This window comes from Serratia sp. PAMC26656, from assembly GCF_016469055.2.
GTDB classification, from domain to species: Bacteria; Pseudomonadota; Gammaproteobacteria; order Enterobacterales; family Enterobacteriaceae; genus Serratia; species Serratia plymuthica.
The window spans coordinates 2,737,438-2,752,718 of record NZ_CP150486.1; the positions used below are offsets into that span (position 1 = coordinate 2,737,438).

Annotated in this window: 9 protein-coding genes and 1 pseudogene; 4 read left to right on the forward strand and 6 right to left on the reverse strand. The window is 54.0% G+C overall.

Annotated elements, in window-relative coordinates:
• Positions 1-175 precede the first annotated feature (175 nt).
• Entirely contained in the window at positions 176-1,981 is a 1,806-nt protein-coding gene (locus JEM67_RS13970) for a sigma-54-dependent Fis family transcriptional regulator (RefSeq protein ID WP_199635854.1), read from the forward strand.
• 30 nt (positions 1,982-2,011) lie between these two features.
• Here JEM67_RS13970 and JEM67_RS13975 read toward each other — a convergent pair whose 3' ends face one another.
• A complete protein-coding gene (locus JEM67_RS13975; RefSeq protein WP_370576147.1) occupies positions 2,012-2,620 on the reverse strand; it encodes a TetR/AcrR family transcriptional regulator in 609 nt (202 codons plus the stop codon).
• A gap of 58 nt (positions 2,621-2,678) precedes the next feature.
• Here JEM67_RS13975 and JEM67_RS13980 point away from each other — a divergent pair, with 58 nt between their 5' ends.
• Positions 2,679-3,707, forward strand: coding sequence for an MDR family NADP-dependent oxidoreductase (locus tag JEM67_RS13980; RefSeq protein ID WP_199635855.1), 1,029 nt, complete (start codon positions 2,679-2,681; stop codon positions 3,705-3,707).
• 52 nt (positions 3,708-3,759) lie between these two features.
• On the opposite strand, the gene JEM67_RS13985 is transcribed toward JEM67_RS13980, so the two are convergent.
• From JEM67_RS13985 to JEM67_RS13995, 3 genes are all read right to left on the reverse strand, one after another.
• Positions 3,760-4,683: an ABC transporter substrate-binding protein gene (locus JEM67_RS13985; RefSeq protein WP_199635856.1), complete on the reverse strand. Its 924-nt coding sequence runs from the start codon at positions 4,681-4,683 to the stop codon at positions 3,760-3,762.
• Positions 4,684-4,812: 129 nt separating this feature from the next.
• Positions 4,813-6,912 (reverse strand): putative bifunctional diguanylate cyclase/phosphodiesterase, encoded by a 2,100-nt coding sequence (locus JEM67_RS13990; protein WP_199635857.1) that lies wholly within the window; start codon positions 6,910-6,912, stop codon positions 4,813-4,815.
• A gap of 264 nt (positions 6,913-7,176) precedes the next feature.
• Positions 7,177-9,612 (reverse strand): glucose/quinate/shikimate family membrane-bound PQQ-dependent dehydrogenase, encoded by a 2,436-nt coding sequence (locus JEM67_RS13995; protein WP_199635858.1) that lies wholly within the window; start codon positions 9,610-9,612, stop codon positions 7,177-7,179.
• A 398-nt stretch (positions 9,613-10,010) separates the two neighbouring features.
• Here JEM67_RS13995 and JEM67_RS14000 point away from each other — a divergent pair.
• Positions 10,011-11,562, forward strand: a pseudogene (locus JEM67_RS14000) (alpha/beta hydrolase).
• A 376-nt stretch (positions 11,563-11,938) separates the two neighbouring features.
• Here JEM67_RS14000 and JEM67_RS14005 read toward each other — a convergent pair.
• Complete coding sequence (locus tag JEM67_RS14005) at positions 11,939-12,871, reverse strand: LysR family transcriptional regulator (RefSeq protein ID WP_199635859.1); 933 nt, start codon at positions 12,869-12,871, stop codon at positions 11,939-11,941.
• Between the two features lie 142 nt (positions 12,872-13,013).
• Between JEM67_RS14005 and JEM67_RS14010 the strand changes: the two genes are divergently transcribed.
• Complete coding sequence (locus JEM67_RS14010) at positions 13,014-13,718, forward strand: SDR family NAD(P)-dependent oxidoreductase (RefSeq protein WP_199635860.1); 705 nt, start codon at positions 13,014-13,016, stop codon at positions 13,716-13,718.
• Between the two features lie 87 nt (positions 13,719-13,805).
• Here the strand turns inward: JEM67_RS14010 and JEM67_RS14015 are convergent, their stop codons facing one another.
• On the reverse strand, positions 13,806-15,278 hold the full coding sequence (locus JEM67_RS14015) for a pyridoxal phosphate-dependent decarboxylase family protein (RefSeq protein ID WP_004944506.1): 1,473 nt from the start codon (positions 15,276-15,278) through the stop codon (positions 13,806-13,808).
• Between the last annotated feature and the right edge of the window lie 3 nt (positions 15,279-15,281).

Below are 15,281 nucleotides of genomic sequence, written 5' to 3' on the forward strand. Positions count from 1 at the left end.
CGATGTTTGTTTTGAAAACTATTTAATATCATTAAGTTAATAGCTATAAATATCTGCTGCCGGCAATAAAAGCGGTGATTTATCATTCATTTCTATTATTTTTTGTGTCCCATGTCGCAACGCATGAGACACATTCATGATACAAAAATGCAACACTTTTGCGCGGGAGAAAGGCATGTTGCATAAAGACCGGACAGCCGTAACGGGGTTCGCCTCCGACCATGAAAGCAGGCCTCTCCCCAACCCACTGTCAGAGTCCTGGCAGCGCAGCCAGCACTATGGGCTGAGCCGGGCCGACGACCACGTTCCTTTTGTTCGGCCCGCCGTGCTGAATGAAGTGCGCGGGCAAAATGGCTGGGTAGCGCAACTGGCCCAGCCGCTGATCGCGCGTCTGGGGGGCGAAATCAACCGACAACCTTCCATCATTGTGGTGTCTGACGCCAGCGGGCTGGTGCTGGAGACCTGTGGCAATACCCATTTCTTGCGCAAGGCGTCGCGCATAGCGTTGGCACCGGGCAATCAGTGGGGGGAGCAAGAGCGCGGCACCAACGCGATCGGCACCGCGCTGGCGCTGGGAGAGTTGTGCGAGGTGAATGGCGACGAGCATTTTCTCAATCAGAACGCGGGGCTTTATTGCTCCGCCGCACCGATTTTTCGGCCCGACGGGCAAATTGGCGGGGTACTGGATATCTCAACGCCGGTGCAACGCCCGTACGGTGATGCCCGGTCACTGATTCTGCAGGCGGTTCGGCACATTGAACATCAATGGGTGAAGAGCACCGTCACCGCTCAACACTGGACGCTCAGCCTGCACAGCGATGCGCATACCCTCGGTACTGCGCACGAACTGATCCTGGTCTTCCGCGATGACGTTCTTACTGCCGCCAACCGGCTGGCGATACAAGAATTTAACCTTTCACCGGCGTCCTTTGGAGCGCTGGATTTCGCCACGCTGTTCCCGGAACTGTCGCGACAGACGCTGAACTCGCCCAGTCAGACACGGGCGGCCAACCGTCGCCGTTATTACTCGCTGCTGGAGATGCCAGAGCGGCATTCGCATGTCGTCAGGCCCTTTGTTCAGCCTTTTGATCGGGATGGTGCAGACAAACAGAAAGCGTTGCGTATCGTGAACGCCGGTCTTGCGCTGTGCATTACCGGGGAAACCGGCTGCGGCAAGGAGCACTTCAGCCGGCGGCTGTTCCAGGAAAGCAAATGGCGGGAGGGCAACTTCGTGGCGATCAACTGCGCGGCGCTGCCTGAAAACCTGATCGAATCCGAGCTGTTTGGTTACGCGCCCGGCGCCTTTACCGGCGCCAATCCCAAAGGCTACGCCGGCAAGATCAGGGAGGCCGACGGCGGGGTGCTATTCCTGGATGAGATTGGCGATATGCCGCTGAGCCTGCAAACGCGGTTGCTGCGCGTACTGCAGGAAAAAACCGTCACGCCATTGGGCAGCCGCCATGCCTGTTCGGTAGATTTTACGCTGATCTGCGCCACCAACCGCAATCTGAACACCCTGGTGGCGGCGGGGGAATTCCGCGAGGATCTGCTGTACCGCATTCAGGAGTTCAGCCTGTGCATTTCACCGCTGCGGCAGCGGGCGCATGTCGATCGCTTCATTCTCAGCCTTTGGCATGAGCTTGGCGCCGATAAGCGTGGCATCAGGCTGGCACCGGACACGCTGGCTGCGCTGGCCCGTTATTCGTGGCCCGGCAATGTACGGCAACTATTGAGTACGCTGAAGGTGCTGCTGGCGTTGGCGGATGACGACAACCTGATTGCGCTTGAGGATCTGCCGGAACAGTTCAACGCGTTGCCGCCGCTTTGCGCGGAGGCCAACGCCGTTTCGCAAACCGAGCCGGAGGTGTTCGCCGCCATCAGAAATGCCAACGGCAACATCAGCCAGGCGGCCAAGTCGCTGGGCGTATCGCGCAGCACGCTTTATCGCAAAATGGAGAAAAAGCGCCTCAATGCAGATTGAATGACCTTACACGAGAAAACCAAGGTGCAATTAGCCCTTCAAATAACAGGTCACCAACAAGATTAATTCACGTTTTAGATCTGATGACGTTAATTGCCCACGCCGCGATGCATCATGCACGACGCCTTCAATTGCAGAAGCCAGCACTTGGCTGGCGACTTGCGCTCGTTCTGAACCCAAATGATTGGCAGTAAAGGTAGCGTAATACTCAGCATAGCGACGTTCAAAGTCATGATGTGCGTCACGCCCGGAGAGCGGCACTTCATCAAGCAAAACGCGGTGCAAACGCGGATTAATTAAATGCGCGGCGATGATGCCATCAATCATTCGTTCAACCTCCGCCATCAATGAGTCTGCCTGCGTAGCCCCGTTAGCGGTTTCAAAAACCATCAATATCGACGCGAGGTGTTGTTTGCGTATCGCTTCCGCCAGAGCCAACTTATTGGGGAAATACTGATAAAGCGAACCAATACTGACCCCGGCAATGCGAGCCACTTCATTGGTATTAAATTTTGCCCATCCGTTTTCAGCCAATAAGCGAGTAGCAACATCCAGAATGATGCCGACCAAAAATCGTGAACGGCTTTGCTGCGGCATTTTACGCATGCTTCGTGCTGTATCTGGAACACGAGTATTCACGTGAGGGCTCTCCGATTGATAATGCGAGTATTAACTCACATATCAACAGGGAAATAAAATGGTCTTTGCAACGCAGCACAACAGGAAAATCAATCTGCTTAAACGCTCTTCTGGCATGCCAGGACCCGATAACTTTGAGATTATTGAGCATCCTGATATCGCCTGTGGCGAGAATGAGATATTGGTTCGCAATTGCTGGTTTCGAGTCTCAATATCTACCCGCCTGATGATGAGTGAAGAAGCCGAAAGTGTAAAAGGCATTCCGTTTCCACCCATCAACATTGGCGATACGCTGGCAGATGCGGCAATTGGCGAGATTGTGTCTGCGCCTGCTGCAAGCGGTTTGCAACCGGGCGAGTTTGTGCTTCATCCGTTTGGCTGGCGAGAATATGCCGCTGTCGACATAGATCTCTGTACTCGATTAGGCAACGAGCTGCTTAATCCTGCCGCCTATCTGGGGCATGGCTGGACGGCATATGCGGCTTTGACGCGTGCGACGCAGGTTAAACCTGACGATGTAGTTTTTGTTTCGAGCGGAGCGGGCGCGATTGGCTCCATGGCGGGACAAATTGCCCGTAAACTGGGTGCCAAACGAGTCATTGGCAGTACTGGAACGCCTGAAAAAGCTTCATGGATGAAGCGGGAATTGGGTTACGACGAGGTCATCATTCGCGGTGACGGCACTATCAGCGGCCAATTGCACCGCTATGCGCCCGACGGCATTGACATATTTATTGATATTGTAGGCGGTGAGCAATTGGAAGCCGCGGTTTCTCACGCTCGGGAAGGTGCGAGGATTGTCCTGCTTGGGGCGCTATCGGCCGAACTTGCAGGTGCAAAGTCGACCAAATATGCTCCTGTGGAAATAGACGCTTTCGCTATTATCGTCAAGGGCGTTAGGATACGCGGATACAGCGCTGACGAAAATCCGGAAGTATTTGCTGAATGGCTTTCCTGTCTATCACAACCTTCATGGGCGGACATCGAATTTCCTGTGACCCGGTTTAAAGGACTGGAATCGGCACCGTTGGCACTGAAAGAGACGTGTTCCGGCAAGGCACGCGGTCTGGTACTCGTTGCGCTTTAAACAACCTTTAAGGGCGCCGGCGGTAAGAGCCGGCGCCTTGAAAGCAGGAAGATCAGTCCCCCAACCCCAGCGGATTGATTTCAGAATGTTCGATTTTCTCGTCGCTTTCCGCCCAGCGATCCAACACTTTCAGGTAGCTGCCGTTGGCGATGGCGCTGTTGAGCGAAGCCTGCACGGCATCAACCAGGCCGTTCCCCTTTTTCAACGTCACGGCGATGTTGGCGCTGCGCGGCCAGCCGCCAGGCACTATGCCGACCAGCTTGGTTTTACCGTTTAATTTAGCCTGATAGGCGCCGGCAACGTTCGGCCCGAACGTTGCCTCGGCCCGGCCGGATTGGATCGCCAGCGTTGAGGCCGCTTTATCGGTGACGTAGATCGGCTGGAGAGCGGGCAGTCCTTTGGCCTGATTCTCTTTATCCCATGCCAGCAACACCGCCTCCTGATTGGTGCCGGAGTCGACGATGATCTTTTTGCCGGCGATATCCGGTGCGGATTTTATCGAGGTGATTTTACTGTCGGCCTTCACGTAGAAGCCCAGCGTGTCCTGGCGATAAGTGGCAAAGTCGAACTTGGTTTTACGCTCATGGGTGACGGTGATGTTATAAATTGCCGCGTCGTATTTCCCTGAGGTTACCCCCAACGGCCAGTCTTCCCAGGATGTCGGTACCAGTTTGAGTTTTAGCCCAAGCCCATCGGCGACCAGCCTGGCGATATCCGACTCACTGCCAATCACCGTTTTATTGTCGCGGGCGTACAGCCCGAACGGCGGGGCGCTACCCAATATCGATACGGCGACGGTTAGCGTACCCGGTTCCACGAATTTAAATCCAGCCGGGATCTTGGCAACGGCCTCTGGGTTTTTAACCGTGTTGATCGGGGTTTCATTGGCGATCAGATCAATTCCCGGTGCAGCATTGGCGATGAAGGACATGCTCAGGAGTGCCGCCGCTGCGGTTAATTTAGCGCTATACATCATGATTATTACCTGCATTATTATGTTGTTGAGGCGGTCTGCTCACTATCCTCGAAGCCGCTAACTCTGTGAACGAACAAAATTAACTAACTAATTTTAGAAAAATCAGGTTGCAGCGAAATGTTACCCGCCTCAGTCGTCGATCTCTTCGTTATCGCGAACATTGGCCCGCAGCAGGTTAAGCACGTTGGGCGCCTCAACGGCCTTGCTGAACAAAAAGCCCTGTCCAAAATAAAAACCGGCGTCGCACAGCGTCTGGCGTTGTTGCTCGGTTTCAATCCCTTCGGCGATGATATCGATGGACAGTTTCTGCCCCAAAATGCCCATGCTTTCGACGATGCCCAATATGGCCGGCTCGTCGTTCATCCGGTGGATAAAATCGCAATCCAGTTTAATGCAGTCCAGCGGGTAGTTCATGATATGCGTAAAGGCCGAATGCCCGGTGCCAAAGTCGTCGAGCGCAATCCTGATGCCCATTTCCTTGAGCATTTGCAAGGCACGTAAAACATACTTCGAACCGTGTTTGTTGAACGCATGTTCGGTGACTTCCAGCTCGATGAGGTGGTGCGGGATGCGGAACATCAGCAATCGTTGCAGGAAGGTTTCGGCATAGTTGTCGCGTAAAAACTCGATAGGGGACGCGTTCAACGACACCGGCAAGACGTCTACTCCGGCATCGATCCAGCGCGAGATGTCGGTAAAGACTTTCATCTGCATGGCTTCGCTGATTTTTGTCGCCAGCTCATAGTCACTGAAGGCTTCACTGACGGTATCCGGCAACTGCATGCCGTTTACCGGACAATACCAGCGCAATAGCGCCTCAAAACCCACGATAGCGCCGTTGGCCAAATTGACCTTCGGTTGATAGCTGGGGCGGATGCGGTTATCACGCACAATCTGCCGCGCGTGGTTAAGCTGTGAGGCGCGCGCCTTTGCCTTCTCCATCATTTGCTGATTGAACATATAAACGCCGCCGCGGCCGCCGTCCTTAAGTTCATACAGCGCGGTATCGGCGCACTTCATCAGTTCCGCCGGGTCGCGCGCATCCTGAGGATAAACGGCGCAACCGATGCTCATGCCGCAATGCAGCGCCTTACCGCCGTGGGTGATCGGCGATTCGAGCTGCAACAGAAAGTTATTGGCGATTTTGAAGATATCCTGCTCATCGTCCACGTCGCTGATGACCACCGCAAACTCATCGCCGCCTAGCCGGGAAACAAAAGAGTTAGGGTTCAGGTGCGCCGTGAGCCTTTTGGATAACACGCGCAACAGATGATCGCCTGCGGCATGCCCAAGGGTGTCGTTAACCAATTTAAAGTGGTCGAGATCCAACAGAATCAGCCCGAGCAATTTATTGTTGCTCAGGGCGCGTTTCATTTCCTGTTTTAACTTTTTCTTGAATAACCGTCGGTTAGGCAGGCCGGTCAGTTCGTCATATTCACTGGCGATCAGCAAACGCTTCTCGGCTATTCTTTGCGAGGTCACATCGCGGGAAACGCACAATATATTTTGTATCCGGCCATTTTTATCGGTGACCGGGCTGAGGATATTATCCCAGTGTTGCATCTTGCCATTCGGCGCGCTGCTAAGGCCGGCAAATCTGGCATTGCGGCCATTCAACACTGTGCGCAGCGCCTTTCTGCCGCGTTTGCGTATTTCTACCGGCAGCAGCCCCAGCCACGACATGCCAAACTGTTTTTGGTTTTCATCCAGGCCAAGGGCAATGCAGCCGGCTCTGTTCATGTGCAGCAACGAACCGTCATTATTGATGATCTTGATGCAGTCGACGCTGGCATCTAGCATGTTTTGCTGCGCAGCCAAGGTCGCGGTGATGATGTGCTTTTCCAGCACTTGTTCGTGGATATCCACGCAGGTTAGAGACCAGCGCGGCTCTCCAGGCTGGGGATCTTTGGCGGCGTTGAACGACAGCAAAAACCAGCGGAACTCACCGCTGCAATGGCGCAGGCGGCTTTCATTCACGAACGAGCTGGCGGTAGCCGTTGCCTGCTGCCAAAGGCTGTGCACCGGCGCATAGTCAGCCGGGTGCAGGGCTTTCAACCAGCCGTCATCCTCATTATCAAATGAGGCCCCACCGGTATATTCACGCCACCCTTTATTAAAAAGTCCGCCCAGGCTTTTACCCACGCCAATGAGATTCGGTAACCCGTCAAAAATTACATTAGCTATATCAACAGGATGAATGTCATCACTGTGATCAGGTAAAACGCTCATGTCTTGTTCCTTTATGAAAACCGCCTGAGATTCGCTCCAAAAGGAACTGTTTTAATAATATTCGTGCCTGCGGGAATATGCCAATGACCGGGCTTAGCGCGGTAAAAAGCCGATGAAAGAATGGGATATAATGCCGGGTAAAACAGTAGGATTATTCTTGTAAAAGGAAGGTTGTTTTCTATGGATTAACGCTAATTCGCGATAATTCATAAAAAACGCCCCTGTCATGTGAAAGGGGCGTTTTGTTATTGCTAACCTTGAGCGTTACTTATCAAGCGCGTAAGCGATCACGTAGTCGCCACGGTCCGGTGACTGGCGTGCGCCGCCGGCGGAGATAAGAATGTACTGCTTACCGGTGGTCGGTGAGACGTAGCTCATCGGGGTGCCGCCGCTGCCGACCGGCAGACGCGCTTTCCACACTTCTTTACCGGTGGATGAATCAAATGCCCGCAGGTAGTAATCCTGGGTGCCGGCGATAAACACCAGGCCGCCCTGGGTTGCCAGCGTACCGCCCAGCGTTGGCATGCCTACCGGCATTGGGGCGCGCATTTTAATGCCGAATGGCCCGGTATCCTGCACGGTACCGGCCGGGACTTGCCACACCACTTTCTGGGTTTTCAGATCGATAGCGGACAGGGTGCCAAACGGCGGTTTCTGGCACGGAATGCCCAGTGGCGACATAAAGCGGTTCTTGTTGACACCGTAAGGGGTACCTTTTAACGGCACTGCGCCCATACCGGCGTTAACCGATTCGCCGCCGTTGCTGGCCGGCGCATTGGCGTCGGTTTTTTGCGGGATCATCTGCACCCACAGGCCCAAACGCATATCGTTGGCGAAGATGTAGTGGTTGTTCGGATCGGTAGACAATCCACCCCAGTTCATGCCGCCCAACGAGCCAGGGAAACTGAGTGACAGATCGGTGTCCGGCGCGGTGAACAGGCCATCATAGCGCATCGATTTAAAGCTGATGCGGCACATCAACTGATCGAACGGTGTTGCGCCCCACATGTCGGATTCGGTTAACTTCGCTGCGCCAATCTGCGGCATGCCGACAGAGAAGGGTTGAGTCGCCGAATACTGCTCGCCTGGGATGTTGCGGGTTTTCACCGGCAGTTCTTTCACTTCGGTCAGTGGTTTGCCGGTATGGCGATCCAGCACGAAGATCTGCCCGGTTTTACCGCCGAAGACCAGTGCAGGGCGGGTGGTGCCGTCCTTCATCGGGAAATCGATCAGGCTTGGTTGCATAGGGATATCAAAATCCCACAGATCGTTATGTACGGTCTGATAAACCCACTTTTCTTTGCCGGTTGTCGCATCGAGCGCCAGAATGGACGCGCCGTATTTGTGGTCCAGAGCGTTGCGGTTAGCCCCCCAGAGGTCCACGGAAGAGCTGCCCATTGGCATGAACACGGTGTTCATCGCCGGATCGTAGGACATCGGTGCCCAGGAGTTCGGCGTACTGCGCACAAAGGTCTGGCCCGGCTTTAACGCCGCATTCGGGTCTGGGTTGCCCGGATCGAACGCCCAACGCATTTCACCGGTGATCACGTTAAAGCCACGCAACACGCCGCCAGGCATGTCGGTTTGCACGTTATCAGCCACGCGTCCACCCACGACGATGGTGGTGCCTGCCATCGTAGGGGCGGAGGTCAACTGGTATTTCGGATCCGAGGCATCGCCCAGGCCGGCTTTCAGATCGACGATGCCGTTGTTGCCAAAGTGCTGGCAGAACTCGCCGTTATCGGCGTTGATCGCCACCAGGCGCGCATCGATGGTGTTCATCAGAATACGGCGTTGACAGCTGTCACCGGCCGCAAGCTGGACCGGCGCCGCAGGCGTTGAACCTGGGACTGTCGGCTGTGGCAGGGTTTTGGTGGCGTCGAAGTAAGCCAGGCCGCGGCAGCGATTCCATACCTGCGACTGTGCGTTGATTTCACGCTTCCAGATCGCTTTCCCGCTATCGGCTTCGACGGCGATGACGTTGTTGTGTGGCGTACACAGGAAGATGCGGTTGCCGATTTGCAACGGCGTTTGCTGGTCTTCTGCGCCGTTGCCGCCAGGGCTGATCGGCGTATCGCCGGTGTGGAAGGTCCAGGCGACTTTCAGATCTTTCACGTTGTCGCGGGTGATCTGATCAAGCGCCACGAACCGGCTACCGCCTGGGGTATTGCCGTAGTTGTCCCAGTCTTTTTGCTGTTTGGTTTTATCTACCGGGATCAACGGTAACTGCTGGCCGCTGAAAGCGACGGTGGGGTGCGGCTGGAACATCTGCACGAAGGCACCGACCATACCCACAGCCAGTACGGCGGAGAGCAGATAAGAGAGTTTCGCCAGCGGCGATTTCCCTTCCGGTTTACGCAGCGCAGGCCAGCTAAGGAAGGCCAGAATCATCAGGCCGGTTGGTACCATCAGCCGTGAAATCAAGGGCCAGAAATCAAAACCGGCGTCGGCCACTGACCAAATCAGCGTACCGATGAAAACCAGCAGGAACAGCATGACTGCCGAGGATTTGCGACGGAAGAATTGGATGGCGGAAAGCAGGGTGACGATACCGGCAATCAGGAAGTAGGCGCTGCCGCCGAGCGAGACTAACTTTCCGCCTGCAATAGCAAAGAATAAGCCGGTAACCGTAAGAATTACCCCTAATAAACAACACCATAATTTAAGCTTTATACCCGGTCGGGTATTTGAATCAGACATGTTCATGCAGTCTCCGAAAATAATGTGTCTTACTACCTGGTTTACCAAAGTGTAATCGCTGTGCCGCGCCCTGCACTGAGGCGGGGAGCGTAACAAAAAATTAAACAGTGAATGTGATGGATTGTACCATTTGATTCGTTAGGCTGTTAAGGATATGTTGCTTTTAAGCTGGGTTATTAATAAAAATTCAGGGTTGGAACTCAACACGCCCCCCTCAGCATCCCTTTAATTACCTACCTAAACTACTTTACCGTCCTGTCGTGGGATACACCTTAAAAATAGCCAGTGTGTAAAAAGTAGATTTCTTTAGTTTCATTAATTTCTTGAGAGTATTTTCCGTATATAACTAAGGGCTGGACGATTTATAGCCTTAGTTTTTGTTTAATCGAGGGGGTAGTGTGAGGTTTCCGACAATAGTTTTTATTGCCGTCATTTTTTGCTCACCAGCGGCTTTTGCTCGTGGGCTGCCATCCCAGACTCAGCCGATATCCTGGGTTTCCTGCAAAAGCAGCCCGTTTAATCAATGGGTCGGCGGGGAAGCGATCCCAGCACGGCTGCAATGCGGCTATGTGGAAGCGCCTTTATCCTATGACAGTGACAATACCCATGAAAAAGTCAGGTTGGCGATAACGCGTTTACCTGCGACCGGAGAAAGGCTGGGCAGCGTGCTGTCGATTCCCGGCGGGCCAGGGCTGCCGGGGATACAAGTGCCTATCGAAACGGAAGAACTCAATGAAAATTTCGATATTGTCGGTTATGACCCACGAGGCGTCGGGCAATCCAGGCCAAAAATTTCATGTTCCACTCAGCCGGATAACGATACCGACGATGCAGGCAATGCGGCTACTACCGCCGAGGCTGAAAAAGTGAGTAAGGCTTGGCTGGAAGGCTGTATTAACCGCACGACGCTCAACGTCCTGAAACACCTGGGTACGGATGAGGCGGTCAATGATGTGGACGTTATCAGAGCCGCTTTGGGTGAGGATAAACTGAATGCTATTGCTTTCTCGTACGGCACCCAGGTAGCGGCACTCTACGCAGAGCGCTTTCCGAAGAATATAAGGGCTCTGGTATTTGATGGGGTGATGGACATTTCGGACGATGCATTCAGCAGTGATTACAAACAGGCATTGTCATTCCAGCGGTCATTCGAACGTTTTGCCGCTTATTGTGAGGAAGAGCAGCAGTGCCAATTAACGAAAACCGATGCCACGGCGATCTATCATTCATTGCTGGAAAAGGCAGATAATCGGGCGCTGACGGATGAAAACGGCGAGGAAATAGGCGCGAGCAATATCATAAGTGCGACCACAAAAACGCTTTATTCTTCAGAAGATTGGCCAAAGCTGGCTAAATTGCTGCGTTCAATCGATAGCGACAAGTTTGATTACCCGACGTTGGCCATTTTGGATAAAACAGCGGATCAGGTTACCGATGCAGAACATCCGACCCAGAGCGGTAAACACCCCCAAACCCCACTACCTGACAGACAGCAACGCTGACGTGAACGCCGTAAGCGCTGCTGACGAAGAGGCCGCTAATTTAACCTTGATCGGCTGCATCGATTCGGCCAATCCGGGGGGTGACCTTAAACAGAGCCGGCTCAAAGAACAGAAGTTAGTGGATGCATCCCCTTTCAGTAACTACCCGGTAAAAACGCAGTCTCCACGCAATGTCTGCGACCTCTGGCCCTTTAAAGGCACGATGCCGGCACATATCCCCGTAGTCTCTACCGAATTGCCGCCTTTGTTATTTGTTGCACAACGTTATGATCCCGCGACCCCTTATGAAGGGGCCAAACGAATGGCGACGTTTTTTAATGGCCCTTTGATTACGGTGAATGGCGACGGGCATACGATTGCGCTTTCTAATGTCAATCAATGCGTAGATGATGAAGTGATTGATTATTTTATTTCCCCTGAAAAAGTAAGGGCCAATAAAAAGTGTTAGTTCTAATGGATAATTAATAGACCGGTGAGCGCCAATATATTGTGTCTTCGATATTTATGGCGATTTTATCTTTGTATTTTCGGTTTCTTTAGTTACATAAGGTTAGAAAACCGAATTCATTACGTTAATATTCCCGCTCCACTATGCAGTGCTTCGATTGATTGGGCGTCATCGTTTTAATGCACTGCATAGTGGGCACTATTAAAGCCAAATGAATCAAACCAATAAATACCTTTCATGATAATGGTTGCGCTGCGTAATTATCCAGCCTAACGTTCCTTTGGGTTCTCTTTGCCCTAAACCGTTCAAACTTGTATTACTCTATCTGACGTTTTACTCCGGCATAAGAAACGCATCACGGCATCTGTTTGCTTTTTCATGACTCCGGTGCCTGCCGGCGGCAAACAGTCAATACCAATTGACGAAGCCAACGATGGGCGGGATCCACTTCTGAACGCGGATGCCACATTTGCGAGACGGTAATGCCCTGGGTTTTTACCGGCAGTTCAAAAGCGAAAAGTGCGGCGACAACCCCGTTCCCAGTAACGATGGGTTGATTGATAAGAAAAGAGGCGGGCACCAGCGCCACCAAGTCAGACGCCTGAGCTACCGCCAGCGCGGCGGGAAAGCTCGGCACCACGGCGGCGATGTTCCGCTCCAGCCCCAGCTCCGCCAGCGCCTGGTCCACCGGCCCGGCTATCCGCCCGCTACGCGAGGCGACAACGTGCCCGCAGGCAACATAGTGCTCAAGGGGCACGTCAGGCTGTAGCGCCAGCGGATGACCCTTTCTTGCCACCCCCACGAACCTGTCCCTGAATAGCGCCTGCAGGCGTATTTCCGGCCCCATGTCACCCAACACACCGATCTCGAGATCAACCAAACCTTCTCGCAAAGGCTTTGAACTTTTCTCGGGTTTTGGCGCAAAGCGCAGACGTACCAAAGGGGCCACCGCCGCTGCTGCCGCGATAAGCGCAGGGCCAAAAGCCTCCACAAAGCCGTCGTTGGTACGCAGGATAAAGGTGCGTTCCAGCGTGGCCGGATCCAGCTCCGCTGAAGAAGGGCGGAGCACGGAGCGTGCCTCAAAAACGGTATTTTGCGTACGCTCGCGTATCTCTTCGGCATAAGGTGTCAGCACCATGTTGCGCCCGGCGCGCACCAGTAACGGATCGCCGGTTGCCGTGCGCAAGCGGCTGAGCGTGCGGCTCATGGCCGAGGCGCTTAACCCAAGACGCCGCGCTGCGCTGGCCACGCTACCTTCGGCCAGTAACACGTCGAGGGCAATGAGTAGGTTGAGATCGGGTTCCGTCACGCTGTTTAGTCTCCTTGGCCAAAGAAAAAAGATAAGGCGTTGCATACAGGTTATAACTGCAAACGCTGCGTCTTCCGCCTTCTATTATGCTTGGTTATATTCACTGCATGACAAGATATCTCATGTTTGGAGGAAATAATTTATGCCAACCTGTTCTGCTCAAAAGACCGTTCTGCTGATTGGCGCATCCCGTGGGTTGGGACTCGCCATGACGGAGGAATATCTGGCGCGCGGTCATAAAGTGATCGCTACAGGGCGCGACGGATCCAAAGGTGCATTATACCAACTGGCGGAAAAATATCCTGGCTCGCTGGAGGTTGAGACCGTCGACATCTCGGTGCCTGCACAGCTTGAGGAATTGCATGAGCGGCTCGGTGAGCGGCAAATTGATATGCTTTTCGTCAACGCCGGCGTCAAAAACGACGACAGAGAAACGATCGCGGACGTATCGACCGAAGAGTTCATCCGGGTCATGGTGACGAATGCGCTGAGCCCGATGCGGGCCATAGAGAGACTTCAGCAGAGGGTTGCTCCAGACGGGACGATAGGCGTGATGTCTTCGGGGCAAGGCAGCCTGACCAATAACACTCATGGGCAGTATGAAGTATACCGGGGCAGCAAGGCGGCGCTGAATATGTTTATGCGCAGTTTTGCCGCGCGTCACAGTGACGATCCCAGGACGCTGATGCTGATGGCGCCGGGGTGGGTACAAACCGATCTGGGCGGGGCGCAAGCCCGCTTAACCATCGAAGAAAGCATCCCGAATGTGGTCAACGTGATCGAAGAGTATGCCGGGCGCTCAGGGCTGCATTACCTCGATTACCTGGGCCGGGTTGTGCCTTGGTAAATGGGGGAGACTACGCGTAAATCTGCAATAAAAAAGCCGATAGCAGAATGCTATCGGCTTTTAACTGCAATTAACGGCAAACCGGGTTTAAGCGGTCGGCAACTGCTGTGCAGTGGTTTCCACCAGCGCCAGCAACACTTTAATGTCTTCCAGGCTGACGGTCGGGTTCAATAACGTCATTTTCAGGCAGGTGACGCCATCAAACTCGGTAACGCCCACGTTGGCGCGGCCCGATTCCAGCAGAGCATCGCCAATCCGTTGGTTGAGCAAGGCAATCGCCGCATCGCCGCTCGCCGCCAACTGTGGCGGGAGGTAACGGAACAGGACGCTGGCCAACTGTGGCTGCATAACCAGTTCCAGCGACGGTTGATCGCCGATGTAGTGTGCAACCTGCTGCGCCAGCGTAACGCCGTGATCGATGATCTCCGCGTACTGCTTTTGCCCCAGCGCTTCCAGACCCATCCACAGTTTCAACGCATCGAAACGGCGGGTGGTTTGCAGCGATTTGGACACCAGGTTCGGCACGCCTTGCGCTTCGTCGAACTCGGAGTTCAGGTAGGCTGCCTGATAGCGCATCAGCTCATAGTGACGGGCTTCTTTCAACAAGAAGGCGCCGCAACTGATGGTCTGGAAGAATTGCTTATGGAAGTCCAACGTAATGGAATCCACCAATTCAATGCCATCCAGATAATCGCGGTATTTCTCCGACAGCAACAATGCACCGCCCCAGGCTGCATCGACATGCACCCAGATCTGGTGTTTCGCAGCCAACTGCGCGATAGCGCGCAGGGGATCAATAGCGCCGGCATCCGTGGTGCCTGCGGTCGCTACAATCGCCAGGATCTGCTCGCCATTGGCTTCGGCCTGCGCCACTTTTTCGGCTAAATCGTTCAGGTCCATACGCGCGAACCGATCGGTTTTCACCAGCGTGACGGATTGATAACCCAGACCCAGCAACGCCATGTTCTTTTGCACCGAGAAGTGGGCGTTTTCAGAACATAAGACTTTAATCTTTTTCAGGTTGCCGACCAGGCCATCCTGCTGGATAGAGTGCCCCTGGCGCGCAAAGAAGGCGTCGCGCGCCAACATCAGGCCCATCAGGTTGCTCTGGGTACCACCGCTGGTGAACACCCCGGCATCGCCAGGCTGGTAACCCACCTGGGTGCGCAACCATTCGATCAACTTCATCTCGATAATGGTGGCGGAGGGGCTTTGATCCCAGGAGTCCATGCTTTGGTTGGTGGCGTTAATCAAGACCTCAGCGGCCTGGCTGACCACCAGGCTTGGGCAATGCAAATGCGCCACGCACTGCGGGTGGTGAACCGACAGGCTGTCTTTTAAAAAGTACTCAATCGCGCGTTCAATCGCGGCCTGGTTGCCCAGGCCCTGTGGATTGAAATCGAGCGTAATGCGTTCACGCAGTTCGGCAACGGTTTTCCCCTGATACATCTCAGGTTGTTGCAGCCACTGCACAACGGCCTGGCTACTTTGTGCAATCGCTTGCTGATATGCCTCGGTGCTTTGCGCCGAGGCCGCCAGAATCGGGTTTAACTTGGACATCGC

Coding starts and splice junctions, on each gene's coding strand:
- JEM67_RS13980 (WP_199635855.1), top strand. CDS start 2,679: ATGGTCTTTGCAACGCAGCACAACAGGAAAATCAATCTGCTTAAACGC.
- JEM67_RS14010 (WP_199635860.1), top strand. CDS start 13,014: ATGCCAACCTGTTCTGCTCAAAAGACCGTTCTGCTGATTGGCGCATCC.
- JEM67_RS13995 (WP_199635858.1), bottom strand. CDS start 9,612: ATGTCTGATTCAAATACCCGACCGGGTATAAAGCTTAAATTATGGTGT.
- JEM67_RS13985 (WP_199635856.1), bottom strand. CDS start 4,683: ATGATGTATAGCGCTAAATTAACCGCAGCGGCGGCACTCCTGAGCATG.
- JEM67_RS14015 (WP_004944506.1), bottom strand. CDS start 15,278: ATGTCCAAGTTAAACCCGATTCTGGCGGCCTCGGCGCAAAGCACCGAG.
- JEM67_RS13970 (WP_199635854.1), top strand. CDS start 176: ATGTTGCATAAAGACCGGACAGCCGTAACGGGGTTCGCCTCCGACCAT.
- JEM67_RS13990 (WP_199635857.1), bottom strand. CDS start 6,912: ATGAGCGTTTTACCTGATCACAGTGATGACATTCATCCTGTTGATATA.